We start from the raw sequence: 23,833 nt of genomic DNA on the forward strand, positions 1-23,833 counted from the left end.
CGTGCGGGCATGCTGACGCACGCCCTTTCCGGTAGGGGCGAAGCGGTCGGCTCAGGAGATGCCGAGCTCGGTCAACTGGTCGATCCCGCTGTCGACGAACTGCTGGAGGCCGAACTGGCTCGACAGGGTTTCGAGGAAGGCGTCGTACTCGTCCAGCGGTCGCTGGCCGGTGACGAAGGCGATGATCCCCTCCTGGGCGAACCGCCCGGCGTCGGCCGGGTTGTAGCCCTCGGGCGCCAGGACCAGGCTGTTGTACGTCTGCAGCTTCGGCTGGTTCTCCGCGAACTCGATCACATCGATGTCGTCGGCGAACTTCACGCGCATGTACTCGGCTTCGTCGCGACCGGTGAACTGGTAGATCCAGAAGTACCCGCCGTCGCTGTCGAGCAGGTCGGTCGGCACGACGGTGTCACCGTCGAGGTTGTAGTGCTCGCCCTCGATGCCGAACGAGGTGAGCCGCCGGCCCTCCTCGGTGGTCGAGTACGCGATCAGCTCGAACAGTTTCTCCAGCTTCTCCGGCTCGTTCTCCAGGGTGCGCGGAATGCCGTACATCCGGGTGGCCGTGTTGTCCCACGGGTACGCGCCCTCGCCGCCGGGTCCGGACGGAGGGTTGATCTGGATCCATTCGGCGTCGGGCTGCACCGTCTTGTACTGGTCGACGAACTCCGGCTTGGTCATGTTCGGCCAGGTGGTGTTCATGATGCCGGCCATGCCCTGCATCGCGCGCTCCTGCGCCTGGGCGTCGTCCTGGGTCATGAAGTCCGGATCGACCGCGCCACTCTCCACCAGGCTGCGGAAGTACTCCAGTGCGTCGACGGTGTCAGGGTCGTAGAACCCGTTGACCAGCTCGGAGCCGTCCAGGTAGAAGGCGCCGCCGCGTTCGCCGTACGCCGGGCCGATCCCACCGGAGCCGAACGCCGCCCACAGGGGATTCCACAGGCCGCCGCTGTTGCCGCCGGTGAGGCCATAGGTGTCGTCATGGCCGTTGCCGTCGGGGTCGTCCTGAGCGAAGGCGACCGCGACGTCGAAGAAGTCGTCGGTGGTCTCGGGCACCTCGAGCCCGAGGTTGTCCAACCAGTCCTTGCGGATCCAGTAGGAGCTGTAGTTGTAGCCCGACGGCGTCACGACGCCGTAGTCCGTGCCGTCGATGTTGCCCAGCGCCCGGAGGTCGGGCTCGACGGCGTCGGTGTAGGCGGCCAGCTCGTCGTCCAGGTAGTCGGAGATGTCCAGGAGCAGGCCCTGTTCGGCCAGTTGCTCCAGTCGCGGCCGGTCGACCTGGAAGAGGTCGGAGAGGTTGCCGGCCGCCGAGTCCGCGGAGAGCTGGGTGTAGTACTCGGCGGCGGCGGTCGTGATCATGTCGAGGTCGACCCCGACCTCCTCGTCGAGCGCCGCCTTGATCGGGTCGTCGTCCGGTACCGGATCGGCCGCCTGCACGCTGATGCGCAGCGACGCGATACCGCCGCCGCCCGAGCCGTCGCCGTCGTCGGAACCGCACGACGCCAGTGGCGCCGCGGCGATGATGAGGAGCAGCGGAACTCGTCGAACAGCCCTGGTCATGAGTCCTCCGATGAAGTAGGGCACGCTCGGTGCCGGCGGTGGGTCAGCCCTTGACGGAGCCGAGGGTGACGCCCTTCTGGAAGTGCTTCTGGATGAACGGGTAGACGGCGATCATCGGGGCGGCCGCCACGACGATCGCCGCCATCTGCAGCGTCACGGTGGGGACCGCGGCCTCGAGGTTCTGGGAGGACTGCGCCCTCGCGAGCAGGTTGTGGATCACGACCTGCAGCGGGTAGAGGCTGTCATCGCGGATGTACAGGATCGCCTGCATGAATTCGTTCCAGTGACCGACGCCGTAGAACAGCGTGAGCGTCAGGAGCACCGGCACCGAGAGCGGCAGCACGATCCGGACGAGAATGCGGAACTCACCCGCGCCGTCGATGCGCGCCGATTCGAACAACTCCTGCGGCAGCCGTTCGAAGAACGTCTTCATCACCAGGAGGTTGAACACCCACACGGCGTTGGGGATGATCAGCGACCAGATCGAGTCGACCAGCCCCGTCGCCTGGACCACGAGGAAGGTCGGGATCATTCCGGCGTTGAACAGCATGGTGAACAGGACCGCGAACAGGATGAACCCGCGGCCCGGCAGGTTCCTGATCGACAGCGGATAGGCCAGGAGCATGGTGAGCACCATGTTGAGCGCGGTCCCCACGATGGTGATGAACGCCGTGACACCCAGCGCCCGGGGAATCGCCGGCTCGGCGAACAGGCTCCGGTAGGCGTCGAAGGTGAACTCGCGCGGGATCACCACATACCCGCCGTTGCGGAGGATCTCGCTGTACGGCGTCAACGACGCGGACACCACGAACATCAGCGGGAAGACCGACACCACCGCGACCAGGATCAGCGCGATGTTGACGCCGCCGTTGACGATGCGATCCTCTCTGGACGTCACCACAGCTGGCCATCCCATCGTCGAGCCAGCCGATTGGCGATCAGGACGAGTCCCAGCCCGATCACGGACTTGAACATGCCCACGGCCGCGGCCAAGGAGAAGTTGAGGTCTTCCAGGCCGGTCCGGAAGACCCAGGTGTCGATGATGTCGCCCACCGGATACACCTGCGGGTTGTAGAACACGTAGACGTGCTCGAATCCCGCTTCCAGGATCTGCCCGAGCTTGAGAACGAACAGCAGGATGATGACCGACCGGATGCCGGGCAGCGTGATGTGCCAGATCTGCCGCAGGCGGCCCGCTCCGTCGACGCGCGCCGCCTCATAGTGCTCCTGGTCGATCCCCATCATCGCGGCGAAATAGATGATGGCGCCCCACCCCAGGTCCTTCCACATGTCGGTCCCGACCAGGACGGACCGGAACCAGTCGGTCGACGTGAGGAAGGCGATCGGGCCGAGGTCCACGCCGTCCAGCCAGCGATTCACCAGGCCGGTGCTCGGCGACAGGAACGCCAACGCGATCCCGAAGATGATCACCCACGACAGGAAGTGCGGCATGTAGCTCAGCGTCTGCACCCACCGGCGCATCCACGTCAGCCGGCATTCGTAGAGAAGGAGCGCCAGGAAGATCGAGGGAACCGTGCCCCAGAAGATCTTGTAGACCGAGATCAGCGCGGTGTTCGTGAGCAGCTGGCCGAAGTACGGCGACTCGTAGAACTGGCGGAAGTACTTGAACCACGGGTCCGCCCACGGGCTGTCCATGATCCCGAGGCCGAGGTTGTAGTCCTTGAACGCGATGACCAGTCCGGCCATCGGGGCATAGCGGTAGACGACGAACCAGATGAGCGCCGGCGCCATCATGAGGTAGAGCGCGCGGTACCTCCAGAAGCGCGACCTCCTGAACCGCTCCCAGCGCGTGGGGGTGCCGCCGCCCGTCGTGCGGCGCCGGCGCTGCGAGGCGCTCTGGTCGACGGTGGCGGTGGCCTGGGCGCTCACGACGCCGGCACCCCGGACCGCACGGTCGTCGCGGCGACCGCACGCATGGACCAGCGGTACACGGCTCCGGCCACGAGGCTCCCCGCCAGCACCGGCGTCAACGGGAACACATAGGTCGCCGCGCAGGCGGCAGCGATCACGGCCAGGCACGCCAGGGTGGTCGCGGGCTTGCCGATGGCGAACATCAGGGCCGATCGCACCAGCCGGCGCAGCGGCAGGTCGTACGTCACCATCAACGGGAAGAGGTAGACCGAGGTCGCCACGACGACGACGACGGCGATGGCCGCGATCGCACCGAGCGTGGACGCGATCGGCGGGGCCAGCGCTCCGGCGATCACGAGGTCGGCGAACAGCAACGACGCCACCGCGACGCCGGCCAGGCCGCTGATCAGGCCCTGCCGCAGGTTCTCCCGGAAGTAGCGAGCGAACGCCGGGACGGCCGGGACGTCGCGGCCCGCCTCCCAGCCGCGCACGACCGCGAACATCGCCGCCGTGGCCGGCCCGGCGGTGACCACCGGCAGACAGGCGATCGCCCACACGGCGCTGAGCAGCACGGTGTCGCTGAATCGCTGCAGAGCCGCGTACCACCGGCCTTCGAGCACGTTCGCGTCCGTCGATGCCATCGCACCTGCCCTTCCGCGGGGAGACTCGTCGTCGAGTCCTTCACCGATCTCCTTGCTATCGGCGCGGCGATGCTAACATAGCAACATGCTCCCAGCGCAACCCAACCAGTCCTTGATCGACGGGCTGGCCTGCCTCCAGACTCTGGCGTCCAGCGAGGCTCCGATCGGATCGCGTGAGATGGCGCGCCTGCTCGGACTCGAGATCACCAGGGTCAATCGCCTGCTCAAGACGCTCGCCGCTCTCGGCCTGGCCGAGCAGGACGAGCGCCGGAAATACCGGCCGGGCCCGGCCATTCACGTGCTCGCGGCACAGAGCCTGTTCGGCTCGGGGCTACTGCGCCGAGCCATCGGGCCGATGGAGTCGCTCTACGCCTTCGGCCATGTGGTGGCGCTCGGCGTGCTGTGGCGGGACAAGACCGCGTATCTGTTCCACGGACACCCGTCGCATCCGGCCTCGCACGGACTCGGGCACGAACGCCTCTACCCCGCCGCGTCCTCCGGCATCGGCCTGATCCTGCTCGCCCATCGCACCGAGGACGAGGTCCGCGCCCTCTATGCCGACCCGCCGGTCAGGCTCGAGCGCACGATCCCGCCGGAAGAGGTCGTTCCGGACCTCGACGGCACGAACGGCCTGCTCGCCCGCCTGGCACGCATCCGTGCCGACGGATGGGCACTGGCACCCATCCCCGGAAGTCCCAACCGAACGCTCGCCGTCGGACTGGGCGACCAGCCCGACGCCGGGATCGGTGTTTCCGGCCGGTTCGGCGATCACCAGATCGACGAACTGCTGGGAGCACTGCACGACGTCGCCGACCAGATCGTCCAGAAGGAGCAGCAGTGACCACACGCACGTCCGGCCATACCCAGGTCTCCGGCATCTTCCCGCACCTCGCGCAGGTGGCCGAGCTGGGCCCGCCACGCTCGGAGATCGGCGTCGGCGCGCTGATGCCGTGGGCCGGCTCCCTTTACGTGCAGAACTACAACTCACACCAGGAGGCCAGCGGACGCGGGGTGAGCCTGCGCCGGATCGACTCCGACCTGTCGATGGAGATCGTCCCGGAAACCCTGGGCGTCGACGGCACCTACACGAACCGGTTCGTGCACTACCCGTCGAACCAGCTGGTCATCGGCCCACACGTGATCGACACCGAGCACAAGATCCGGACCGTGCCGGAGCTGCAGCCGTTGCGGGTGTGCGGCACGTCGCGACACCTGAGCGACCCGGACAACCTGGTCTACGTGCTGTGCATGGAAGGTGAGCTGTTCGAGCTGAACGTGCACACCCTCGAGTGCCGCCAGGTCGCCGACCTCAACGTCGAGCTCGGCACCGCCGGCGTCCGCGGAGAGATCCACTACAAGGACTGTTACACGAGCTTCGGCCGGCTGGTGGTCTGCTCGAACGAGTACCACGAGCCGGACTGGGCCGGTGAGCAGGCCGAGGGCCGGCTGGCCGAGTTCGACGGCACCGCGTGGCGCATCCTGCAGCGCAAGCCCTTCACCACCATCAGTGGCCGGCACGAGTTCGGCGGCACGATCTTCGCCACCGGCTGGGACCAGGCCTCGGCCATCCTCGAGGTGTTCACCGAGGCCGACGGCACGTGGACCACGTACCGGCTGCCGAAGGCGTCGCACTGCTTCGACCACAAGTGGCAGACCGAGTGGCCGCGCATCCGCGAGGTCGAGCACGAGCGCCTACTCATGGACCACCACGGAATGTTCTACGAGCTGTCGCCGTGGGCGTACGGCGGCCGGATCTGGGGCGTGCGGCCGATCTCGACCCACCTCTCGGCGCTGGCCGACTTCTGCTCCTGGCGCGGGATGCTCGTGCTCGGCGGCGACAACGCCTCGCCCAGCCACGGGCTGAACCCGACCACGGCCGAACCGCAGTCGGGGCTCTGGTTCGGCAAGACCGACGACCTGTGGCAGTTCGGCAAGCCGTCCGGCTGGGGCGGTCCCTGGTGGCTCTCCGCCGTTGAGGCCGGTCAGCCGTCCGACCCGTACCTGATGACCGGGTTCGACCAGAAGTCGCTGCACATCGAGAACCAGGGCGACCGCACCGCGAACTTCACCCTCGAGGTCGACTTCCACGGCCACGGGCGGTTCTCGCGGTACACGACGCTCACCGTCGAGGCGGGAGCGTCGACGCACCACGCGTTCCCGCCAGGGTTCGGCGCGCACTGGATCCGGCTGGTCAGCGACGTCGACACCCAGGCCAGCGCGCAGTTCTTCTACAACTGATCGCGGTCGCCAGCGCACCGAAGCGCCGGGCAGGCGCCACCTCCGGCAGGTGGAGCCCGCCCGGCGACCACCCTGGAAAGGACTTCTCTGTGGCATCCCGGTACTACGAAGACGTCAGCCCCGGTTCGCCGACCCGTCGCCCACCCCGAGCCTTCTTCCGCAGCGACGCCGCGGCGGTCGACCTGGCCGGCGACTGGCGATTCCGCCTGAGCGACCGGGCCGAGGGCACCGGACCGGACTTCTGGAAGCCCGACACCGACGACACCGGCTGGGACCTGCTGCCCGTGCCGTCCCACTGGGTCATGCACGGTCACGGCCACCCGATCTACACCAACGTCCGGTACCCGTTCCCGGTCGATCCGCCGCACGTCCCGACCGAGAACCCCACCGGCGACTACCGGCACGTCTTCGACCTCCCGGACACGTGGACCGACGGCGCCGCCGTGCTGCGGTTCGAGGGGGTGGAGTCCTGCTTCAGGGCGTGGCTGAACGGCGAGGAACTGGGGTGGTCGACCGGCAGCCGGTTGCCCACGGAGTTCGACGTCGGTCCGCTCCTCCGGCCGGCCGGGAACGTCCTCGCCGTGCGCGTCCACCAGTGGTCCGCCGGCAGCTACGTCGAGGACCAGGACATGTGGTGGCTGCCGGGGATCTTCCGCTCCGTCACGCTCGTCGCCCGGCCGGAAGGTTCCCTGGACGACCTGTTCGTCCACGCCGACTACGACGCGGGCACCGGCACCGGACGCCTCCTGGTCGAGACCGATCGGCCGGCCCGGGTGTCCATCCCTGAGCTCGGCCTCGACGGGCACCCGTCCGGTACGGAGATCGCGTTCCCGGACATCGAGCCGTGGAGCGCCGAACGGCCGCGACTGTACGAGGGCGTCGTCGCCACCGACACCGAGCGCGTACCGGTCCGGGTCGGGTTCCGGCGGGTCGAGATCGTCGACGGCGAGTTCCGCGTCAACGGCGTGCGGATCGTGTTCCGCGGCGTCAACCGCCACGAGTTCCATCCGGACACCGGGCGAGCACTGACCCGCGAGGTCGCTCGCGCCGATGTCGAGCTGATGAAACGGCACAACGTCAACGCGGTGCGGACCAGCCACTACCCGCCGCACCCGGACTTCCTCGATCTGTGCGACGAGTACGGGCTGTACGTCGTCGACGAGTGCGACATCGAGACCCACGGCTTCGGCAAGGCCCACGGCGTCGACAACGCATGGGTCGGCAACCCCAGCGACGACCCGGCGTGGGGACCGGCCTACCTCGACCGCGTGCGGCGCATGGTCGAGCGGGACAAGAACCACCCGAGCATCGTGATGTGGTCACTCGGCAACGAGGCGAACACCGGCCAGAACTTCGAACGGATGGCGCAGTGGACCCGGCGCCGCGACCCGAGCCGTCCGATCCACTACGAAGGCGACCGCGCGGGCCGCTACGTCGACGTCTACAGCCTCATGTACACGTCACATGACACGCTCGCGGCGATCGGCCGGCACGAGGAACCTGTCCATCCCGACGCCGAGGACGACCCGGCCCTGGACGCGCGGCGCCGCGCGATGCCGTTCATCCTGTGCGAGTACGGCCACGCCATGGGCAACGGCCCGGGCGGACTCAGCGAGTACGACGCGCTCTTCGACGCCCACCCGCGGTGCCAGGGCGGCTTCATCTGGGAGTGGATCGACCACGGCATCCGCGTCCGCGCCGAGGCGAGGGAGGAGTACTTCGCCTACGGCGGCGACTTCGGCGAGGAGATCCACGACGGCAACTTCGTGATCGACGGTCTCGTGTTCCCCGACCGCACGCCGTCGCCCGGCCTGCTCGAGTTCGCGAAGGTGAGCGAACCGGTGCGCATCACGGCCGGATCGACGCCGGGAACGCTCACCGTCCGGAATCGGTACCACCACGTCGACACCGCCCATCTGGCCTTCACCTGGCGGCTCGAGGACGAGGGCATCGAGGTGGCCAGCGGGTCCTTGCCTGTGCCGCCGATCCCGGCCGGCCGCTCGATCGAGGTCCGCCGGCCCGCGCATCCCGCCGCGGACGGCGACGCATGGCTCACGGTGGAGGCGACCCTGGCGTCGGAGCACGCCTATGCTCCGTCCGGCCATCGCGTCGCGTGGGGCCAGGTCCAGGTGCGGTCCGCGCCGGCCCGATCGGGTGGGGCCCCGGCTCCGGCGCTCCCGACGGCGTCGGGGTATCGGGTCGGCGCCGCCGAGTTCGACGCCGACGGCGTCATGACGTCGATCCACGGATACGACGTCGCCGGGCCGCGGCTCGACCTGTGGCGCGCGCCGACCGACAACGACCGCGCCAGCCGGCGGGCGCCCCAGCGCGTCGAGGACGACTGGCGCCGCTTCGGCCTGGACCGGATGCGGCACCGGATCGTCGATGTCACTCCCGCCGACGACTCCCTGCTGGTGCGGACGAAGGTGGGCGCCTCGGCCACCCGCTTCGGCTTCGACGTCGCGTACCGGTGGACGGCTGCCGACGACGCCGTCGCGGTCGAGGTGTCGGTGCGCCCCGACGGCGATTGGCCGGTACCGATCCCGCGGATCGGGCTCCTCATGTCGCTGCCCGAGTCGCTCGGTCAGGTCGAGTGGTACGGCGCCGGGCCCGGGGAGGCGTACCGCGACAGTCGCGCCGCAGCGCGCATCGGCCGGTACCGCGCCGACGTCGACGCGATGCAGACCCCGTACGTGTTCCCGCAGGAGAACGGCAACCGCGTCGACACCCGCTGGCTGCGACTGACCGACGACTCCGGCCACGGTCTGCTGATCGACGGCGACCCGCTGTTCGACTTCACCGTCCGCCGCTGGACCAGCGGCGACCTCGATCGGGCCCTACACGCACACGAACTGACGCCCCGCGACCGGATCTTCCTGAACCTCGACCACGCCCACCACGGTCTCGGCAGCGCATCGTGCGGCCCGATCCCACTACCCCAGCATCAGCTGCACGCGGGCGACACGGCGTTCCGGCTGCGCTTCGCGGCCACGCGTCAGTAGGCGCCGGTGCTGCGCACCACGGCCCCGGCCGTGCGGCCGAGCAGCCGCAGGTCGTCGCCGTAGGCCCAGTTGTCGACGTAGCGCAGGTCCAGCCGCACCGTCTCGCTCCAGGTGAGGTTGGACCTGCCGCTCACCTGCCACAGCCCGGTCATGCCGGGGATCGCGGCCAGCCGGCGCCGGGCGGTGCCGTCGTACGTCGCGACCTCCTCGGGCAGCGCGGGCCGCGGGCCGACCAGCGACATGTCGCCGCGCAGCACGTTGATCAGCTGCGGCAGCTCGTCGATGGAGTACTTGCGCAGCAACCGGCCGATGCGGGTGATGCGCGGGTCGTGGCGCATCTTGAACATCGGCCCGTCGCCGTCGGCGGCGTCCAGCAGCTCCGCGCGACGCTTGTCGGCGTCGACGTACATCGTCCGGAACTTCATCATGGTGAAGTAAAGGCCGTCGCGGCCCACCCGCACCTGCCGGTAGATCGCCGGGCCCGAGTCGGTGAGCTTCACCGCGAGCCCGATCGTCAGCAGCAGCGGCGCGAGCAGCAGCAGCATCAGCGCCGCCAGCACGCGGTCGGTGGCGACCTTCGCGGCCAGCCGCAGCCCCGTCGGGCGGACCTGCTTGACGTGCAGCAGCACGCTCGAGCCCATGCTGCCCAGGCCCATGCGGTGATCCGCGACGTCGGACAGGCCGAGGTCGGTGACGAGATCGATACCGATGTCGCCGAGCATCCAGCTCAGCGCGCGCAGGCGCTCGCCGGAGAACTCCGAGCCGGGCGCGACGCACACCGTGCGGGCCCGCACCCGCTGGGCGGCCAGCCGCACCGCGTGGATGATCTCCTCGTCGCGCAGGACGTCGTCGTGGCCCGGAATGCCCCGGACGATGGTGCCGACCACCGGCACCGCGGCCGGTGGCTGGGTGCCGTCGTCCTCGACGCAGGCGGCGACGACGGACAACGGGTGCTCGCCGTCGCGGGTGAAGCGGTCCATGGTGGCGACGACGCCACTCGCCGGCCCGACCAGCAGCGTCCGGCGGGTCGCGCGGCCGAGCGTGCGCAGCCGGCGCAGCTTGCGCCGCACCAGCAGCCGCACCGCGATCGAGCCGCCGGCCAGGATCGCCGCGGCGGCCAGGAACGGCGTGCCCAGCAGCCGGATCGAGAGCACCGCGCCGGTCACCGCCAAGACGGCGACCACCGCGGTCAGCGCCTGCAGCACGTCGCTGTAGGTGTTCCTGACACCGAACAACCGGTCCGCGCGCCCCGTCTTCGCGGTCAGCACCAGCGGCCACGCGACCGCCATGGCCGCGATCGCGACCGCGGCGTCCAGGTGTGACCACGAGAGCAGCACCGCGACGACGGCCGCGACGGCTCCGGTCAGCAGATCACCGGCCGCGGTGACGCGCCGGTAGCGAAAAGGACGGGTCGCCGATGGCACCAGCGGACCGCGTCCATCGAATTCGGACGCAGATCTCCGCGAACGTGTGCGCGCATCAGCCGACGACAGATCGACCGTAGCCATGGCCCCCCCAAGGCTCCGATACCCCCCGCCGGCCCATTATCAAGCCGACGAAACTGGGACGGACTATACGCGCAAGGGTCGAACGGGACCAGTCGAATGAGTCTATTTCGGACGAGGGCCCGCGACGGCTCAGCCGTTGTAGTGGTTCTGGGCGTAGGTCAGGCCGTCGACGACCACCGCTTCGGCGGCGTCTGCGGCGCGGTCGACCTCGAGGTCGATCTCCCGCTTCTCAGCAGTGGAGAACGGCTTGAGCACGAACGCGGCAGGGTCCATGCGACCGGGCGGGCGGCCGATGCCGAACCGCAGCCGGCAGTAGTCGCCGGTGCCGATGCGGGCGCGTACGGAGCGCAGCCCGTTGTGACCGTTGTCACCCCCGCCGAGCTTCAGCCGCACCGTGCCGAACGGGAGGTCCAACTCGTCGTGCACGACCAGCAGCCGGTCGGGGGTGATCTTGTAGAAGTCGGCGAGCAGCGCGACCGGCCCGCCGGACTCGTTCATGTACGTGTGCGGCTTGGCCAGCACGGCGCGCGACCCGGGAAGGTCGCCGAGGCGCACCTCGGCGACGTCGGCCCGGAACTTGCGCTGCGACTTCAGCGGCGCGCCGGTCCGCTCGGCGAGCAGATCGACCACCATGGCCCCGGCGTTGTGCCGGGTGCCGGCATATGTCGGGCCGGGGTTGCCCAGCCCGACCACCAACCACGCGTCGGACATCGGCAGGCTCCCCGGCCCGGCGGAAGTGAACTCAGGACTCGTCGGCAGGCGCCTCGGCCGGTGCCTCCTCGGCGGCGGCCTCGGTGGCCTCGCCCTCGGCGACGGCGGCCTCTTCGGTCTCGCCCTCCATCTGCTCAGCGGTCGGGGCGGCGGTGACGTTGACGACCAGCTGGTCGGGGTCGCCCGCCAGCGACGAGCCGCGCGCCAGGACGAGGTCCTGGGCCAGGATCTGGGTGCCCTCGGCGAGGCCCTCGACGGAGACCTCGATGCTCTCGGGCAGGTGCGTCGCCTCGGCCTCGATGGAGACCGTCGGCTGGTCGAGGTTGACCAGCGTGCCCGGCGCCGCCTCGCCCGTGACGTGCACCGCGACCTCGACGGTGACCTTCTCGCCGCGCTTGACCAGCAGCAGGTCGACGTGCTCGATGAAGCCCTTGAGAGGGTCGCGCTGGACGTGCTTCGGCAGCGCCAACTCGCTGCCCCGGCCCTCGATGTCGAGCGTGAGGAGCACGTTGGCGGTCTTCAGCGCGAGCATGGTGTCGTGGCCCGGCAGCGCCAGATGGACGGGGTCGGTCCCATGCCCGTAGAGGACCGCGGGAACCTTGGCAGCGCGGCGGAGGCGGCGCGCGGCGCCCTTGCCGAACTCGGTACGCAGCTCGGCGGCGATCTTGACGTCGGACACGGTGAGAACTCCTCGAAACACGGTGGGCGGTCAGCGGCACGTCGGGCTCGGGCAAGGGCGCGCACCGACTGCGCACCGCGTCGATCACGGTGGCAGCAGAAACTGCACCCTCGCCGAGGCAACCGTCGAAGTCTAGCCCTGGAGCAGCCCCGTTGTGAAACCGACCCCGGACCTCCCCCGGCGGCTACGCGTTGCCGTTGAAGAGGCTGGTGACCGAACCCTCTTCGAACACCTCGTGAATCGCCCGGGCGACCAGCGGCGCGATGGACAGCACCGTCAGCTTGTCGAACCGGCGCTCCTGCGGGATCGGCAGCGTGTTGGTGACGATGACTTCCTTGATGCTGGCCGAGTTCTTCAGCCGGTCGACCGCCGGGCCGGACAGGACGGCGTGCGTGGCGGCGACGAGGACACCCTCGGCGCCCGCCTCCATCAGCGCCTCGGCGGCCTGGGTGATGGTGCCGGCGGTGTCGATCATGTCGTCGACCAGCAGGCAGGTGCGGCCCTCGACGTCGCCGACGACCTCGTGCACCTTCACCTCGTTGGCGACCTCGGGGTTGCGCCGCTTGTGGATGATCGCCAGCGGCGTGCCCAGGCGGTCGGCCCAGACGTCGGCCACCCGCACCCGGCCGGCGTCCGGCGACACCACCGTCATGTTCTCGGGCGCGTAGTTCTCCTGCACGTGGCCCGCCAGGATCGGCAGCGCCCACAGGTGGTCGACCGGGCCGTCGAAGAAGCCCTGGATCTGCGCGGTGTGCAGGTCGACGGCCATCAGGCGGTCGGCGCCGGCGGTCCTGAACATGTCGGCGACCAGTCGCGCGGAGATCGGCTCGCGGCCGCGGTGCTTCTTGTCCTGCCGGGCGTACCCGTAGAACGGCATGACCACGGTGATCTGCTTGGCCGACGCCCGCTTGAGCGCGTCGACCATGATCAGCTGCTCCATGATCCATTCGTTGATCGGCGCGGTGTGGCTCTGGATGACGAACGCGTCGCTGCCGCGCACGCTCTCTTCGAACCGCACGTAGATCTCGCCGTTGGCGAAGTTGAAGGTCTTGCTCGGCACCAGGCTGACCCCCAGGTGCTCGGCGACCTCCTCGTTCAGCTCGGGGTGCGCGCGGCCCCCGAACAGCATCAGCGTCTTGGTGCCGGTGGCGCGGATCCCCGTCACGGCTCGTCCCCCTCGTTCGTCCCCGTGGTGTCACCGGCGGCGGCCTCGGCCGCAGCGGCGGTCTTGGTGCCGGGACGCTTGCGCGCCACCCAGCCCGCGATGTTGCGCTGCCGGCCGCGCGCGACGGCCAACTCGCCCGGCTCCGTCGCCGACACGACCGTCGACCCGGCCGCGACGTAGCTGCCGTCGGCCAGCTCGACCGGCGCGACCAGCACGGAGTCGCTGCCGACGAACACGTGCTTGCCGACCGTGGTCGGGTGCTTGGCGACGCCGTCGTAGTTGGCGAAGATCGTGCCGGCGCCGATGTTCGCGCCCTCGCCGATGGTGGCGTCGCCGACGTACGTCAGGTGCGGCACCTTGGCGCCGGGGCCGACCGTCGACTTCTTGATCTCGACGTACGCGCCGGCCTTCGACTTCGTCTCCAGCACCGCGCCCGGCCGCAGGTAGGTGTACGGGCCCACCGCGGCCTCGGCGCCGATCTGCGCGCCATTGGCGTGCACCCGCACGACGCTGGCGCCCGGCCCGACGACGGTGTCGATGAGCGTGGAGTCGGGGCCGACCTCGGCGCCGGCGGCGATCTCGGTGCGGCCGCGCAGCTGCACGCCCGGCCGCAGCACGACGTCGCGCTCGAGCACGACGGTGACGTCGATGAACGTGCTGGCGGGGTCGATCATGGTGACGCCGGAGCGCATCCACTTCTCGGTGACGCGCCGGTTGAACTCGCGGTTCACGGCGGCCAGCTGGACGCGGTCGTTGACGCCCTCGGTCTGCCAGGCGTCGCCGGTGACGACGGCGCCGACGCGGCGGCCGTCCTGGCGCGCCAGCCCGAGCACGTCCGTCAGGTACAGCTCGCCCTGCGCGTTCTGCGTGGTGATGCGGCCCAGCCCGGCGCGCAGCACGGCGGCGTCGAAGGCGTAGATGCCGGAGTTGATCTCGGTGATCGCCAGCGTCGCTTCGTCGGCGTCCTTGTGCTCGACGATGCGGCCCACCCCGCCGTCGGCCTCGCGCACGATGCGGCCGTACCCGGTGGGATCGGCGACGTGCGCGGTGAGCACGGTGGCCGCGTTGCCGTCGGCCACGTGCTGCTCGACCAGCTCGTGCAGGGTGTCGCCGGTCAACAGCGGCACGTCGCCGTACGTCACCACGACGACGCCGTCGAGCTCGGGCAGCGTCTCCAGCGCGACACCGACGGCGTGGCCGGTGCCGAGCTGCTGCTCCTGGACGGCGGTGGTGACGCCCGGCGCGACCTCGGCGAGGTGCGCGGCGACGAGATCACGGCCATGCCCGATGACCACGCTCAGGTGGTCGGGCTTCAGCTCCTGCGCGGCGGCGACGGCATGCCCGACGAGGCTGCGGCCGGCCACTTCGTGCAGGACCTTCGGGGTGGACGACTTCATCCGTGTGCCCTCGCCAGCGGCGAGAACGACGACGGCTGCCGGGCGCGTAGTCACGCGTTCGTGCTCCTCGGCTTCGGTGGCGGGCTCGGTTCCGAGGGTACCTGCCCGGTGTCGCCGACGAGAACTCGATCAGCGACCTGATCGGGGATTCGAACCACGCTCCGCCGCCAGGACTCGAACCTGGACCGAAACACCTTCAAAGGGTGCCGTGCTAACCGATTACACTACGGCGGAAGGATGGCGCTCGACTGTCACATCGCCGCCCGCACCCCACTACGTTATCGCCTCGATCGCACGGCTCCCGCCACTGCCGACCACCAGCCGTTCATGATCCGGTACTCCGGCGCGCCCTTCGACACCCGCACGACCAGGCAACCCCGGTAGCCCTCGTTGACGTTCTTGCGCACCGTCTTCGGGTTGTGCTTCTTGAGCGTGGCCCGGGCGAACCGTTCGACCGGCACACCCACGACCTCGGCCCAGTACGCCGTGGCCGCTGCCACGTCGGCGGACTCGTGAATCGACAACCGGAACCGCAGCCGCCCCGGGTCGACCCCGAGCACCGCCAGCCATTCCAGGTGGAGGCGGATCATGTCCGGATCGCTGTTGATGAAGCTCAGGTCCTCGGCGGGGTTCCACGGTTTCGACTTGGCACCCTCGGCCCAGTACGCCACGGCGCCGGCGATCAGCAGTTCACGGTCGGTCAATTCGCCGAACGTTGCCACGATGGTGCGGGTGATCCGCTCGCGTTCGGCGGCGGTCTGCGCCTTCCTGTGCCGCCACCCGGCCCGAGATGCCTCAGCACGTGCTTCTGCGCGATCTTCGGTCAGAGTCCACGGGAGGTCCTTCGTGATCAGCCATGCGGTGCTCTTGGCCAGGCCCAGTTCCGCGGCGATCTCCGGCACCGACCGCCCATCGGCGCGCAGCGCTCGCGCGCGCCCGCGCAACTCGTCGGTCACCCGAGGCCGAGCCCGTCCCTTCCCGTACACGCCGAGGATCCGGCTGATCGTGCTGGCGCCGATACCCAGCTCGGTCTTGATCTCGACGTAGGTCTTTCCATCGGCGCGCATCGCGTGCACGCGCGCGGCCAGTTCGGTGTCGTCCACGAGGCGTTCGATCATGACTATAGCTTTGCATTGCTACGGATAGTCATCAACTCGTGTCGCCGGCAGCCTGTGGACAACCCATATCGGTCCAGACAGGCCGAAGCCGTACACATCGGGAGATCCGGGCTATACGACCTACGGCATCGTAGGTTACGGTGCCGTAAGGAAGGTTCCCCTTACACACGGAGACTCCATGGCTTCCACGGACACGGCGAACAGCCCGCAGTCCCCGCCGGCGCCGAGCGACCTCCCTCGCGGCACGCTGTCGGGCGACACTCAGACGCTCGGCGAACGCATCACGATCGGCGCCTTCATCGCCGTCCCGTTCGTCGCACTCGTGGCCGCCATCCCCGTCGCGTGGATGGGTGGCTATCTGAGCTGGCTCGACGTCGTGCTCGCCGTGGCCTTCTACGCGTTCACCGGGCACGGAGTCACCGTCGGGTTCCACCGCTACTTCACCCACCGGGCCTTCAAGGCGAACCGCGCGGTGAAGAACACGCTGGCCATCGCCGGCAGCATGGCCGTCGAGGGGCCGGTCATCCGCTGGGTGGCCGACCACCGCCGGCACCACAAATTCGCCGACAAAGAGGGCGACCCGCACTCCCCGTGGCGCTACGGCGAGACCGTCCCGGCCCTGATCAAGGGGATGTTCTTCGCCCACATGGGCTGGCTGTTCGACGTCGAGCAGACCGACGCGCGCAAGTTCGCGCCGGACCTCATCAAGGACAACGACATCCGCCGCATCAGCAAGCTGTTCCCGCTGTGGGTCGCGCTGTCGCTGCTGCTGCCGCCGATCATCGGCGGGCTGGCCACGTGGTCGTGGCACGGCGCGCTGACGGCGTTCTTCTGGGCCACGCTGGTCCGGGTCGGCCTGCTGCACCATGTCACGTGGTCGATCAACTCCATCTGCCACGCCATCGGCGAGCGGCCGTTCGAGAGCCGCGACAAGTCGGGCAACGTGTGGTGGCTGGCGTTCCTGTCGATGGGCGAGTCGTGGCACAACCTGCACCACGCCGACCCCACCTGCGCGCGGCACGGCGTGCTGAAGGGCCAGATCGACTCCAGCGCCCGGGTCATCTGGGCGCTCGAGAAGGCCGGCTGGGTGTGGGACGTGCGCTGGCCGAGCCCGGAACGCATCCAGTCCAAGCGCGTCGACGACTACGGCGGCGAAGCCAACCTCATCGCGGACTGAGACTTCTTTCGCACGACGGGAGCATGATGGGGCGCGTGACCGACGACGTCGCTACGAGACCGCGCGCCACGCCCAGCAGAGTCCGCATGACCGGCAAGCAGCGCCGCGAGCAGCTGCTCGACGTCGGGCGGGCACTGTTCGCCGAGCGCGGCTACGACGGCACGTCCATCGAGGAGATCGCGGCCCGGGCCGGCGTCTCCAAGCCGGTGGTCTACGAGCACTTCGGCGGCAAGGAAGGGCTGTACGCCGTCGTCGTCGACCGCGAGATGGAGCTGCTGCTCGACCGCATCACGACGGCGCTCGCGTCGGCCGCGCACCCGCGGGTCATCCTCGAGCGGGCCGCGCTGACACTGCTCGACTACATCGAGACGTCCACCGACGGCTTCCGCATCCTGGTCCGCGACTCCCCCGTCGCGCACTCGACCGGCGGGTTCGCCAGCCTCATCTCCGACGCCGCCAGCCAGGTCGAGCACCTCCTGGCCGCGCAGTTCAAGGCGCGCGGGTTCGCCACGAAGCACGCACCCATGTACGCGCAGATGCTGGTCGGCATGGTCGCGCTGACCGGCCAGTGGTGGCTGGAGGTCCGCTCGCCGAAGAAGGCCGACGTCGCCGCGCACCTGGTCAACCTCGCCTGGAACGGGCTGTCCGGGCTGGAGCACAAGCCCCGCCTCACCGACGACTGAGGCTCACAGGCAGATCTCGATCCCCAGCACCTCGAGGCAGATCAGCGAGCCGCCGTCGCCCCCGTCCGGCGGCGGCGTGGACGGCTTCGGCTTCTCCGGCGGTTCCTGGGTCGGCGTCGGCTTCGGCTCGGGCGGCTTCGGCGGGGTGGTCGGCGGCTTCGCCGACGGCTGCGGCGTCGGCTCGTGGCTCGGCGGCGGGGGTGTGGACGACGGTGACGGCTGCGGCTCGTGCGTCTCGCCGTCGGGCGGCGACGACGGCGGCGCGCCGGTGTCGTCGTCGGACGGGGTGCCCGGCGGCGTCCCCGGGGGCGCGTCGTCGACGGCGTCGGCCTGCGGCCGGCCCGTCCCATCACCCGTCGACGGGGTGGAGCCCGGGTCCGGCGGCGGGCCGGCCGCATCGGGCCGGCCCGCCGTCGGCTGGGGTGCGGGGGTGGCCGACGCCGGAGGCGATGCCGGTGACGTCGGTGTGCCCGTGGACTCGCCCAAGTCGCGGAGCTCCGGATCCTGCCCCTCCGAGAGATCCGGTGTCCGGTCGCGCCCGAAGATCGCCGGCTCGCCCTGGCTCGCCACGACGGCGACGACCGGGACGGTGAGCGCGGCGAGCGCCACGAACCGCAGGGTGTGCCGGCGGACGTGGCGCAGCGCCTGAGCGGCGCCGCTGGGCGCTCGTTTGTGTCCCCCCACGAGGAACGAAGGTATCGCCTGACGATCACCCTGCGTGGCGAAATGCCAGAACTCGTGCCGATGCGGTGCCGTTTGGGGCGGTCGGCGTCACTGTGCGTGGCTTCGCAGCGGCTCACCGACGTCGTGCATGTGCCGGAGCGCGATGCGATACGACTCGATCAGCGTGGTCTCGGCGTACGAGACGCCCAGCGCCGCGCAGTGCTGCCGGACGATCGGCTTCGCCTTGCGCAGGTTCGGCGTCGGCATGCTCGGGAACAGGTGGTGCTCGATCTGATGGTTGAGACCGCCCAGCGCGACGTCCATGAGCGCGCCGCCGCTGACGTTGCGCGAGGTGAGCACCTGCTTGCGCAGGTAGTCCAGCTCGTCCTCGGCGGTGAGCGTCGGCATGCCCTTGTGGTTCGGCGCGAACGTGCAGCCGAGGTAGATGCCGAACAGCGCCTGGTGCAGGACGATGAACGCGACGGCTTTGCCGGGCGGCAGCACGGCGAAGACCGCCGCGAGGTAGCCGGCGATGTGGGCGAGCAGCAGACCCAGTTCCAGCCGCCGCCGCTTCAGCCGCGGGTCGAGGGTGGCCCGGACGCTGGCGACGTGCAGGTTGAACCCCTCCAGCGTCAGCAGCGGGAAGAACAGGAACGCCTGGCGCGCGGCGATGACGCGGGTCAGCCCGCTGGCCTTGCCGGCCTGACGCTCGGACCAGACGAGGATCTCCGGCGAGACGTCGGGGTCGAGCTCCTCGTGGTTCGGGTTGGCGTGGTGTCTCGTGTGCTTGTCCTGCCACCAGCCGTAGCTCATGCCGATGCCGAGGTTGCCGGCGATGCGCCCGGCGATCTCGCTGGGCCGCCGGGTACGGAACACCTGCCGGTGCGCGAGGTCGTGGGCGACGAGCGCGACCTGCGCGAAGACGACGGCCAGCACGGCGGCGAGGGCCAGCGTCCACCACGAGTCACCGACGGCGGCGAACACGCTCCAGGCCGCCGCGTAGGCCACGGCGACGAGCCCGATGCGGACGGCGTAGTAGCCGGGCCGGCGGTCCAGCAGCCCCGCGTCGGCGACCTTCCGGGACAGCCGGGCGAAGTCGCTGCCGGGCCGCGGAGGAGGGGGGAGATCGGTCTCAGTGGTCATGCCTCGATCGTCGGAGCAGTGACCCGTCCGGGGACATCCCGCCACCACCCGTCCGGCCCTGGGGACAGCCCTACCCCGAGCGGCCCACGGCGAAGATGCGCCGGTACGGCAGCACGGTCCCGTGCCGGCCGGGCGGGTAGGCGGCGCGCAGCAGGTCGCGGTACTCGGCGACGAAGACCTCGCGGGCGGCGTCGTCCAGCGCGGCGAGGTACGGACGCAGCCCCGTCCCGCTCATCCACTCCAGCACGGCGTCGTCGCCCGGCAGCAACTGGACGTACGTGGTCTCCCAGACGTCGGCGGCGAACCCGAGGTCGAGCAGCGCGTCGAGGTAGGTCGCGGGCTCGTGCGCGGACGGCCGCTCGAGGTCGTGCAGCATCGGCCACCGGTCGCCGGCGGCCAGCTCGCGCAGCAGGACGTGCGTGGGCTCGGCGAAGTTGCCGGGGAGTTGGAAGGCGAGCCAACCGCCGGCGGCGACGTGCCCGGCCAGCCGCGGCAGCAGGTCGAGGTGACCGGGCACCCACTGCAGCGTCGCGTTGCTGATCAGCACGTCGACGGGGCGCTGCGGCGTCCAGTCGCGCAGGTCGGCGTGGACGAACTCGACCCCGGCGGGCGGGTCGGCGGGCGTCGCGGCGATCATCTCCGCGGACGAGTCGACGCCGACGACGTGCGCTCCCGGCCAGTGCCGCGCGAGGCCGGCGGTGAGCGTGCCCGGCCCGCAGCCGAGGTCCGCGACCTCCGTCACATCCGTGGCCCGCACTTGCGCCAGCAGGTCGGCGAACGGCCGCGCCCGCTGCGCGGCGAAGGTCAGGTAGCGGTCCGGATCCCACATCGCTCCACCTCTCATCATCTTGAGACCAAGATAAATCAGAACACTCTCTCGACGTCAAGAAACTTGGCGGAGGCCGTAGAGTCGGACCATGGCGCAGGACGAGGTCGATCGGCTGACCGAGGCGTGGCGGCACGAGCGGCCCGACCTCGACGTCAGCCCCATGGAGGTGCTGTCCCGCGTCAGCCGGCTGGCCCGGCATCTCGACCGCGAGCGGCGGGCCGCGTTCGCCGAGCACGGGCTGGAGCCGTGGGAGTTCGACGTCCTCGCCGCACTGCGCCGGGGCGGCGAGCCGTACGAGCTGTCGCCCGGCGTCCTGCTCGGCCAGACGCTGGTCACCAGCGGCACCATGACGGCGCGGGTCGACAAGCTGACCGCGCGTGGGCTGGTCAGCCGGCGCCGCGACGAGGACGACCGCCGTGCCGTCCGGGTCCGCCTCACCGAGTTCGGCAAGAAGTCCGTCGACGCCGCGCTGGAGGGGCTGCTGGCGAACGAACGGCGGCTGCTGGCCGGGCTCGGCGCCGAGGAGCGCGACCAGCTCTCCGGCCTGCTGCGCACCCTCGTCCTGCCGTTCGACGACGCACCGAGCTGACCGCTCGCCGCGCACAATGGTTAGTCTGACCTCGACCATGGGCCCCGTACTGCGCTCCCCCCGCAGCCGCCGCGTCTGGATCGTGCCGGTGGCGGCGCTCGTCGTGCTCGGCACCGGCGCCCTGCTGCCGGCGCACGCCGAAGTGCCGGTCGAGACGCCCGCGGGCAGCGAGACGCCCGCGCCGCCCGGCACGCCGTCGCCCACCGTCCTGATGCCGCCGGCCGACTCTCCCGTCGACGAGGTCGTCGGCGGCGAGGAGCTGGCCGCCACCGGCGTCGCGCTGGTGTCGCCGACGGCGCCGCCGCTGCCCGTCCTCGACGCCCAGGCCTGGCTGGTCGCCGACACCGAGACCGGCGACGTGCTGGCCGCGTACAGCCCGCACGAGCGCCGTCCGCCGGCCAGCACGATCAAGCTGCTGACGGCGCTGGCCACCGACACCGCGCTGGAGCCCGACGAGACCTACGTCGCCACCGAGGCCGACGCGTCGGTCGAGGGCAGCCGCGTCGGCATCGTCGCCGCCCAGACCTACACCGTCGACCAGCTGCTGCACGGCCTGATCCTCGCGTCCGGCAACGACGCCGCGCACGCCATCGCCGAAGCGGCCGGCGGCCAGGAGGTCACCGTCGACAAGATGAACGACGAGGCCCGCAGGCTCGGCGCGTTCGACACCAAGGCCATCACGCCGCACGGTCTCGACTCCCCCGGCCAGCTGTCGTCGGCCTACGACCTCGCGCTGATCGGCCGCGAGGCCCTTGGCGACGCCACCATCGCCGAGCTGGCCGCCACGCCCGTCTACGACTTCCCGGACGTCGGCGGCGCGACGTTCCAGATCCAGAACCAGAACCGGCTGCTCGGTTCCTACGACGGCGCCATCGGCCTGAAGACCGGCTACACCACGCTCGCCGGCCATACCTTCGTCGGCGCGGTCGAACGCGACGGCCGCACCCTCATCGTCACGGTCCTCGGCGCCGAGGGCCGGGCCGAGGACGCCGCCGCCGCGCTGTTCGACTGGGCCTACGCCACACCCGAGACCCCTGCCGTCGGCCACCTCGTCGCGCCCGACGAGGTCGAGGCCATGGTGACCGAGGCGGCCGACGATGGCGACATCCTCGGCCGCAACCCGCTCCAGGACTACGGCGACGCTCTGAGCAGCCCCGGCGGCAGCTCCGACGACGTCCCCCCGGTGGTCTGGCTCAGCCTGGCCGCGGCGGCGCTCGCCGGCGGCCTCGGCTTCGTGCTGCGGCGCCGCCGGCCGAAGTCGTCCGGCCGCTACTCGTCGCGCTGACGGCGCACCGCGAAGCGCAGGGCCTTGGCGGCCCGGGTCGTGAGGACGGCCAGCGCCAGGCCGGCCGCGCCGAGCACCGCGCCGGCCGCCACCTCCGTCACCCTGGCCTGCCCCGCCGAGAGGACGCCGGCCGGTCCGGCCGCGGCGGCGCCGCCGGTCGTGGCGGCCGCGCGCTCGTCCTCCGCCCGCTCGTCCTCCTCGAGCTCGTCGATCGCGCTCTCGGCCGTCAGCGCCGCCGCGACCATGAGCAGCCGCGTCACCAGGTAGATCCAGGCCAGCAGGGCCAGCGGTGCGGCGAACGCCGCGTACGAGCTCTGCGTCGCCGTCCCGACGACGTACTGGACCAGGAACTGCTTGAGGACCTCGAAGACGACGGCGCTGAGCAGCGACACGAGGGCGAGATTGCGCACCGGGACCACGATCCGCGGCAGGCCGGACAGCATGTAGGCGAACAGCGCCATGCTGCCGCCCACCGAGATCAGGCCGCTGACCAGCCGGAGCATCCAGCTGCCGTTGTCGAACCCGAGCCAGTCGAGCACGTCGCCGGCGTAGGAGACGAGGATGACGCTGGCGCCGGACGACACCAGGATCAGCACACCGAGCCCGGCCAGCGACACGACGTCGAGGCCCTTGCGCACGAGGAAGTTGCCGGGCTGGTCGTCCAGCCCCCACATGGAGCGGACCGCCGCCCGGACCGAGTCGACCCAGCCGAGCCCGGTGAACAGCAGCACGCCGGCGCCGATCACCCCGAGCGTCCCGGCGTTGTTATGGAACGTCGCGACGTCGATGTTCAGACCGGGCAGGTTGTCGTCGACGATCTCCTGCACGGTCTCGACGCCGGCCGGGCCGGCGATGGCGCTGACGATGGCGGCGGCCAGCACCAGCAGCGGAAACAGTGAGACGAACCCGTAGAAACTGGACGCTCCGGCCAGCCGGTTCCCGCGCAGGTCACCGTAGCGCTTCCAGGCGCGTAGCGGCAGCGTTCGCTGCAGCCGCTCCCAGCTGGCGCGGAGCCGGGCGATCACACTCGCACTGCCTCCCCCGTCAGGACGAAGTCGCGTTCCCGCCGCCAGTAGCCGTCGTCGCCGTGCTCGTACAGGCTGAACGCGGCGACGTCGAAACCGGCGTCGTAGCCGGCGAGGGTGTCGAAGGCGTTGTCCATCGCCTCCTCGGACACGTGGTGGGCGACGGTGACGTGCGGGTGGTACGGGAAGGACAGCTCGATGTCGAGCGGCCCCGTGCGGATGGCCCCGGACAGCCGCTCGCACGCCGAGATGCCCTGCGCGAGCGCCACGAACACCACCGGCGACACCGGCAGGAACGTCGCCGTGCCGCGCAGGTGGACGCGGAACGGCGCGAACCGCGCGGCCACCTTGCCGAGGTGCTCGTACACGCCGGCGCGGTCGGCGTCGGCGATGGCCGTCGGCGGCAGCAGCGTGATGTGCGCCGGGATGGCGTCGGCCAGCGGGTCGCCGAACGAGCGGCGCCAGTCCTGCAGCTCGCGGCCGTAGGGCTCGGGGATCGGGACGGCCAGGCCGATCGTCTGGCCGGCGGGCCGGGGGGCGTCAGTCACCTG

The 23,833-nt window shown here is 70.6% G+C and carries 22 protein-coding genes and 1 tRNA gene; 7 read left to right on the plus strand and 16 right to left on the minus strand.

The window, feature by feature from the left end:
* Positions 1-51: 51 nt before the first annotated feature.
* The 4 genes from ACW62_RS27510 to ACW62_RS27525 all read right to left on the minus strand — a co-directional run bounded on the left by ACW62_RS27510 (position 52) and on the right by ACW62_RS27525 (position 4,070).
* Positions 52-1,557, minus strand: a complete 1,506-nt coding sequence (locus tag ACW62_RS27510; protein ID WP_053207323.1) for an extracellular solute-binding protein — start codon at positions 1,555-1,557, stop codon at positions 52-54.
* Positions 1,558-1,600: 43 nt separating this feature from the next.
* Positions 1,601-2,458, minus strand: a complete 858-nt coding sequence (locus ACW62_RS27515) for a carbohydrate ABC transporter permease (protein WP_053207324.1) — start codon at positions 2,456-2,458, stop codon at positions 1,601-1,603.
* Entirely contained in the window at positions 2,452-3,312 is an 861-nt protein-coding gene (locus ACW62_RS27520; RefSeq protein WP_053207372.1) for an ABC transporter permease, read from the minus strand. The genes ACW62_RS27515 and ACW62_RS27520 overlap by 7 nt, the downstream gene beginning before the upstream one ends.
* 131 nt (positions 3,313-3,443) lie before the next feature.
* A complete protein-coding gene (locus ACW62_RS27525; RefSeq protein ID WP_053207325.1) occupies positions 3,444-4,070 on the minus strand; it encodes a YesL family protein in 627 nt (208 codons plus the stop codon).
* An 85-nt stretch (positions 4,071-4,155) separates the two neighbouring features.
* Between ACW62_RS27525 and ACW62_RS27530 the strand changes: the two genes are divergently transcribed.
* The 3 genes from ACW62_RS27530 to ACW62_RS27540 all read left to right on the plus strand — a co-directional run bounded on the left by ACW62_RS27530 (position 4,156) and on the right by ACW62_RS27540 (position 9,310).
* Complete coding sequence (locus tag ACW62_RS27530) at positions 4,156-4,911, plus strand: IclR family transcriptional regulator (protein ID WP_083460228.1); 756 nt, start codon at positions 4,156-4,158, stop codon at positions 4,909-4,911.
* Positions 4,908-6,308, plus strand: a complete 1,401-nt coding sequence (locus ACW62_RS27535) for a hypothetical protein (protein WP_053207327.1) — start codon at positions 4,908-4,910, stop codon at positions 6,306-6,308. Before ACW62_RS27530 ends, ACW62_RS27535 begins: the two co-directional genes overlap by 4 nt.
* A gap of 89 nt (positions 6,309-6,397) precedes the next feature.
* The gene (locus tag ACW62_RS27540; RefSeq protein WP_053207328.1) at positions 6,398-9,310 is read left to right on the plus strand and encodes a glycoside hydrolase family 2 TIM barrel-domain containing protein; all 2,913 of its coding nucleotides are present in this window, start codon (positions 6,398-6,400) and stop codon (positions 9,308-9,310) included.
* Here ACW62_RS27540 and ACW62_RS27545 read toward each other — a convergent pair.
* From ACW62_RS27545 to ACW62_RS27575, 7 genes are all read right to left on the minus strand, one after another.
* The gene (locus tag ACW62_RS27545) at positions 9,304-10,734 is read right to left on the minus strand and encodes an exopolysaccharide biosynthesis polyprenyl glycosylphosphotransferase (protein WP_053207329.1); all 1,431 of its coding nucleotides are present in this window, start codon (positions 10,732-10,734) and stop codon (positions 9,304-9,306) included. The two genes, ACW62_RS27540 and ACW62_RS27545, sit on opposite strands and share 7 nt — an antisense overlap.
* A 213-nt stretch (positions 10,735-10,947) precedes the next feature.
* Positions 10,948-11,529: an aminoacyl-tRNA hydrolase gene (gene pth, locus ACW62_RS27550; RefSeq protein WP_053207330.1), complete on the minus strand. Its 582-nt coding sequence runs from the start codon at positions 11,527-11,529 to the stop codon at positions 10,948-10,950.
* A gap of 31 nt (positions 11,530-11,560) precedes the next feature.
* The gene (locus ACW62_RS27555; RefSeq protein ID WP_053207331.1) at positions 11,561-12,208 is read right to left on the minus strand and encodes a 50S ribosomal protein L25/general stress protein Ctc; all 648 of its coding nucleotides are present in this window, start codon (positions 12,206-12,208) and stop codon (positions 11,561-11,563) included.
* Positions 12,209-12,392: 184 nt separating this feature from the next.
* The gene (locus ACW62_RS27560; RefSeq protein WP_053207332.1) at positions 12,393-13,373 is read right to left on the minus strand and encodes a ribose-phosphate diphosphokinase; all 981 of its coding nucleotides are present in this window, start codon (positions 13,371-13,373) and stop codon (positions 12,393-12,395) included.
* Complete coding sequence (gene glmU / locus ACW62_RS27565; protein ID WP_083460230.1) at positions 13,370-14,824, minus strand: bifunctional UDP-N-acetylglucosamine diphosphorylase/glucosamine-1-phosphate N-acetyltransferase GlmU; 1,455 nt, start codon at positions 14,822-14,824, stop codon at positions 13,370-13,372. The genes ACW62_RS27560 and glmU overlap by 4 nt, the downstream gene beginning before the upstream one ends.
* A gap of 105 nt (positions 14,825-14,929) precedes the next feature.
* Positions 14,930-15,004 (minus strand) — tRNA-Gln (locus ACW62_RS27570).
* A gap of 44 nt (positions 15,005-15,048) precedes the next feature.
* A complete protein-coding gene (locus tag ACW62_RS27575) occupies positions 15,049-15,888 on the minus strand; it encodes a helix-turn-helix domain-containing protein (RefSeq protein WP_053207334.1) in 840 nt (279 codons plus the stop codon).
* Between the two features lie 178 nt (positions 15,889-16,066).
* On the opposite strand from ACW62_RS27575, the gene ACW62_RS27580 reads away from it, so the two are divergent.
* Positions 16,067-17,065: an acyl-CoA desaturase gene (locus tag ACW62_RS27580; RefSeq protein WP_053207335.1), complete on the plus strand. Its 999-nt coding sequence runs from the start codon at positions 16,067-16,069 to the stop codon at positions 17,063-17,065.
* A 26-nt stretch (positions 17,066-17,091) separates the two neighbouring features.
* Complete coding sequence (locus ACW62_RS27585) at positions 17,092-17,748, plus strand: TetR/AcrR family transcriptional regulator (RefSeq protein WP_420843625.1); 657 nt, start codon at positions 17,092-17,094, stop codon at positions 17,746-17,748.
* A gap of 3 nt (positions 17,749-17,751) precedes the next feature.
* Here the strand turns inward: ACW62_RS27585 and ACW62_RS36300 are convergent, their stop codons facing one another.
* The 3 genes from ACW62_RS36300 to ACW62_RS27600 form a co-directional block, all read right to left on the minus strand.
* A complete protein-coding gene (locus tag ACW62_RS36300) occupies positions 17,752-18,432 on the minus strand; it encodes a hypothetical protein (RefSeq protein WP_157575021.1) in 681 nt (226 codons plus the stop codon).
* Positions 18,433-18,519: 87 nt separating this feature from the next.
* The gene (locus ACW62_RS27595) at positions 18,520-19,554 is read right to left on the minus strand and encodes a fatty acid desaturase family protein (protein ID WP_053207338.1); all 1,035 of its coding nucleotides are present in this window, start codon (positions 19,552-19,554) and stop codon (positions 18,520-18,522) included.
* Between the two features lie 70 nt (positions 19,555-19,624).
* Positions 19,625-20,383 (minus strand): methyltransferase domain-containing protein, encoded by a 759-nt coding sequence (locus tag ACW62_RS27600; protein WP_053207339.1) that lies wholly within the window; start codon positions 20,381-20,383, stop codon positions 19,625-19,627.
* Between the two features lie 88 nt (positions 20,384-20,471).
* Here ACW62_RS27600 and ACW62_RS27605 point away from each other — a divergent pair, with 88 nt between their 5' ends.
* Together ACW62_RS27605 and ACW62_RS27610 are read left to right on the plus strand one after the other, a co-directional pair.
* Positions 20,472-20,972, plus strand: a complete 501-nt coding sequence (locus ACW62_RS27605; protein WP_053207340.1) for a MarR family winged helix-turn-helix transcriptional regulator — start codon at positions 20,472-20,474, stop codon at positions 20,970-20,972.
* 37 nt (positions 20,973-21,009) lie between these two features.
* Positions 21,010-22,257 (plus strand): D-alanyl-D-alanine carboxypeptidase family protein, encoded by a 1,248-nt coding sequence (locus ACW62_RS27610; RefSeq protein WP_053207341.1) that lies wholly within the window; start codon positions 21,010-21,012, stop codon positions 22,255-22,257.
* Here ACW62_RS27610 and ACW62_RS27615 read toward each other — a convergent pair.
* Together ACW62_RS27615 and ACW62_RS27620 are read right to left on the minus strand one after the other, a co-directional pair.
* Positions 22,242-23,282, minus strand: coding sequence for a YihY/virulence factor BrkB family protein (locus tag ACW62_RS27615; protein WP_053207342.1), 1,041 nt, complete (start codon positions 23,280-23,282; stop codon positions 22,242-22,244). The two genes, ACW62_RS27610 and ACW62_RS27615, sit on opposite strands and share 16 nt — an antisense overlap.
* Positions 23,279-23,830 (minus strand): 2'-5' RNA ligase family protein, encoded by a 552-nt coding sequence (locus ACW62_RS27620; protein ID WP_053207343.1) that lies wholly within the window; start codon positions 23,828-23,830, stop codon positions 23,279-23,281. Before ACW62_RS27620 ends, ACW62_RS27615 begins: the two co-directional genes overlap by 4 nt.
* Positions 23,831-23,833: the final 3 nt, after the last annotated feature.

Origin of the sequence: Jiangella muralis (genome assembly GCF_001270745.1) — a bacterium.
In the GTDB taxonomy this organism is placed as follows: domain Bacteria; phylum Actinomycetota; class Actinomycetes; order Jiangellales; family Jiangellaceae; genus Jiangella; species Jiangella muralis.

Bases quoted from the DNA above. Each gene is read 5' to 3' on its own strand.
- ACW62_RS27510 (WP_053207323.1), bottom strand. From the start codon at position 1,557: ATGACCAGGGCTGTTCGACGAGTTCCGCTGCTCCTCATCATCGCCGCG.
- ACW62_RS27520 (WP_053207372.1), bottom strand. From the start codon at position 3,312: ATGATGGCGCCGGCGCTCATCTGGTTCGTCGTCTACCGCTATGCCCCG.
- ACW62_RS27525 (WP_053207325.1), bottom strand. From the start codon at position 4,070: ATGGCATCGACGGACGCGAACGTGCTCGAAGGCCGGTGGTACGCGGCT.
- ACW62_RS27530 (WP_083460228.1), top strand. From the start codon at position 4,156: ATGCTCCCAGCGCAACCCAACCAGTCCTTGATCGACGGGCTGGCCTGC.
- pth (WP_053207330.1), bottom strand. From the start codon at position 11,529: ATGTCCGACGCGTGGTTGGTGGTCGGGCTGGGCAACCCCGGCCCGACA.
- ACW62_RS27575 (WP_053207334.1), bottom strand. From the start codon at position 15,888: ATGATCGAACGCCTCGTGGACGACACCGAACTGGCCGCGCGCGTGCAC.
- ACW62_RS27580 (WP_053207335.1), top strand. From the start codon at position 16,067: ATGGCTTCCACGGACACGGCGAACAGCCCGCAGTCCCCGCCGGCGCCG.
- ACW62_RS27585 (WP_420843625.1), top strand. From the start codon at position 17,092: ATGGGGCGCGTGACCGACGACGTCGCTACGAGACCGCGCGCCACGCCC.
- ACW62_RS27595 (WP_053207338.1), bottom strand. From the start codon at position 19,554: ATGACCACTGAGACCGATCTCCCCCCTCCTCCGCGGCCCGGCAGCGAC.
- ACW62_RS27600 (WP_053207339.1), bottom strand. From the start codon at position 20,383: ATGTGGGATCCGGACCGCTACCTGACCTTCGCCGCGCAGCGGGCGCGG.
- ACW62_RS27605 (WP_053207340.1), top strand. From the start codon at position 20,472: ATGGCGCAGGACGAGGTCGATCGGCTGACCGAGGCGTGGCGGCACGAG.
- ACW62_RS27610 (WP_053207341.1), top strand. From the start codon at position 21,010: ATGGGCCCCGTACTGCGCTCCCCCCGCAGCCGCCGCGTCTGGATCGTG.